The sequence below is a fragment of the Pandoraea sp. NPDC090278 genome (assembly GCF_044772185.1).
Taxonomy (GTDB): Bacteria; Pseudomonadota; Gammaproteobacteria; order Burkholderiales; family Burkholderiaceae; genus Pandoraea.
Window position 1 is genome coordinate 1 of the sequence record NZ_JBIVYJ010000034.1, and the last position, 2912, is coordinate 2912.

At 61.0% G+C, this 2912-nt stretch carries 2 protein-coding genes and 2 pseudogenes; all 4 read left to right on the top strand.

What is annotated here, in order from left to right:
• Positions 1–102 precede the first annotated feature (102 nt).
• Positions 103–1503, top strand: a pseudogene (locus ACIQWO_RS27370) (phage integrase family protein); the annotation flags it as partial.
• A 106-nt stretch (positions 1504–1609) separates the two neighbouring features.
• On the top strand, positions 1610–2095 hold the full coding sequence (locus ACIQWO_RS27375) for a DUF4158 domain-containing protein (protein WP_402830848.1): 486 nt from the start codon (positions 1610–1612) through the stop codon (positions 2093–2095).
• Between the two features lie 41 nt (positions 2096–2136).
• Positions 2137–2286: a ShlB/FhaC/HecB family hemolysin secretion/activation protein gene (locus ACIQWO_RS27380; protein ID WP_402830849.1), complete on the top strand. Its 150-nt coding sequence runs from the start codon at positions 2137–2139 to the stop codon at positions 2284–2286.
• Positions 2287–2289: 3 nt separating this feature from the next.
• Positions 2290–2436, top strand: a pseudogene (locus ACIQWO_RS27385) (transposase); the annotation flags it as partial.
• Between the last annotated feature and the right edge of the window lie 476 nt (positions 2437–2912).

Below are 2912 nucleotides of genomic sequence, written 5' to 3' on the forward strand. Positions count from 1 at the left end.
GGATCGAATGCCAACGGCACATAAGCTTTGGTGCGCGGTGCCTGAGATTGCGCCTCGTGCCAGTGCCGTACGAATGCGCTCACTCGCGCGTAGCTCGAGACGTTGCGCAACCTGCCGGCGCCGGAGCCGCACATCGCCGACGCCATCGATCAATGGTTGCCGCCTCGCGTGGTGGCCGCGCTGCAGGCGCATGGCATCCGGACATTGGCCGACCTGACCGTGCGGATTCCGCGTCGGCGCCGCTGGTGGATCGCGATCGCCGGACTTGGCGTCGCCGGCGCCCGTCACGTGGAAGCCTTCTTCGCCGCCCACCCGGCGTTGACCGAACGAGCGCGGGCGTTGATCGCTGCCGTGCCGGCCGGAGATATTGTGCCGTGGGAACAGTTGCGCGTGCCGCACGAAGTCGACGGCTCGCACGGACAGTTTCGGGCGCCGCGGACTGCCTGCTTGCTGAATGCGTCCAACGACTACGAGGCGATCCAGTCCTGGCTGTCGCTGCACGAGTCGGCTGCCACGCAGCGCGCCTACCGCAAGGAAGCGAAACGCCTGATCCTGTGGGCGATCGTCGAGCGCGGCCGAGCGCTGTCGTCGCTCACCACCGACGACGCAATTGCCTACCGCGGTTTCCTGCGGCGCCCGACGCCGCGTGAGCGCTGGGTTGGCCCATCGCGGCCGCGGCACAGCATCGAATGGCGGCCGTTCACGGGCCCGCTGTCCGCCCGCTCCGCCGCGTACGCCCTGAACGTCCTGTCGGCGCTGTTCCGGTGGCTGATCGAGCAGCGCTACGTCCTCGCGAATCCGTTCGCCGGTGTGAAGGTCAAGAGCCAGGCGCCGCGCGCCGGTCTGGATGTATCGCGCGGCTTCTCCGAGGGCGAGTGGCTGCTGATCCGCACGCTGGCCGACGGCCTCGAGTGGTCCTACGGTTGGAGCGTGCCGGCTGCTCAGCGACTGCGCTTCCTGCTGGACTTCGGGTACGCAACCGGCCTACGCGCGAGCGAGCTGGTCGGCGCGACGCTCGCCGACATCCGCCGAGACGAGCACGGCGATCATTGGCTGCACGTGCTCGGCAAGGGCGGCAAGCGCGGGAAGGTGACGTTGCCGGCACTGGCGCGGACGGCACTCGATCAGTATCTCGTACAGCGTGGCCTGCCGGTCACGCCTGTGCGCTGGAGCCCGGCGACGCCGCTCGTCGCAAGTCTCGAGGAGGACGGCACCCGCATCGAAAGCACACGGCTGTGGCGCGTGCTGAGGCGGTTTTTCGTGCTGGTCGCCGATGCGATCCAGGACGAGCGGCCCGCGACGGCGGAGAAGTTGCGCCGCGCAAGCCCGCACTGGATGCGGCACACGCATGCATCGCATGCGCTGGCGCGGGGTGCAGAACTGATCATGGTGCGTGACAACCTGCGCCACGCGTCGATTTCAACGACGTCAACCTATCTGCACGGCGATGAGGTGCAGCGGGCTCGGCAGTTTGATAAAGCGTTCGAGGCACGCAAGGGATAGTCCTTCATGAAATCGACGACGCTGGTGCAACGATGGACAGTCGGATGAAACGCCGCCAGGTCATACTAACAAAGACTGAGAATTTCTTCGCAAAATCATTGGCTTAATGCATTTTTGGCGAGAATTTCACGAATCCCGGCCGACCCTCCATATCGCGCTGTATCGGCACCACAAGGCGATCCGCACGCTATTGGGCGTGAAGGCATATACGTATACCGACGCGCATACACGAGAAATAGCCACCGACATTGCCCGACGGGCCGCAGACATGGTCGTCACCCGCGTGGATATCATCAATATCGCGGCGGAAGAGCTAGTACGCCTCAGTCACGAACTGCCTGCATTCGGCGCACTTGACGAAATCGCTGAGCGCGCTCACGCCGAGGCCGAGCTCGCGCTTTATTCGCGTATCGCGCAGCGTCTATCGCATTCCTTACCTTCACCGGGCTCTTGGACATCTCGTCCCAATCAGTCACCTTGTGAGAGCCGACGACGTTTAGCAATGCCTCAATCGCAAACGCCAATGCAATCAGACAGCTTGTGCAGTCCAGCGCGAGACCATTGTGGTTGTTACTTTCGACCTTCTCCCTGATCACCTCTCTGTGGTGGTGAGCGAGGTTTAGTAGGTCGTGCGTGGGCACCGTACACGATCTGGAACTTGGCGGTACTCGCTTCGGCTCTGAGGGCTGGAATGCGCTTTACTCGGTTCCTTGGGGCTATCTGACTGTCACGATATCCGCCTCCTCAAACAGCTATCATCAGCAGATCAGCGCGCAGTTCTGAATGGTTCTGACAGAGTGCGGCCCGATCCGCATCGAGGTGCCAAGCGACCGCGACGGCAGCTTCCAGCCGCTGTTGATTCCGAAACACGAAAGGCGTTTCACAGGCTTTGATGACAAGATCATCGCCATGTATGCTCGAAGCGTGACCGTAATTACTTCGGATGGATTGAACGTTGCCGCAGCCCTGCGGGAGTCCATTGCCCAGCACAAGGGGCACCTTGGGCAGTTGTCGACGTCTGCGTGCGATTCCAGCAGCGCGTGTGCACCCTTGATGCCGACAAACGGAAAATTCCGGAAGAGATATTCCGAGCTGCTGGCAACGATCAACGACGGCTTTACCGGAACTATTGAGGTCTGCGGAGGAAGTCGAAAACGACTGAACGTATGAATTTGCCAGGTACGCCAAATCAAAAATAGCAAAAATACATATCGTTTTTCGCCATTTTTTCCTTTGAAATCAAAGGTGACACTATACAGCCTGTGCTGCTATCGTGACCGAGCAGGCAAAAAAGTCTTTGAAATCAGTGGTGATACTATACAACTAATGAGATGGTCCTCCCCGCCACGCCGAATGCGCTACGCTGGCGGTGTTAATCCCTAACTGGAGACCTTTCATGCAAGATGTGA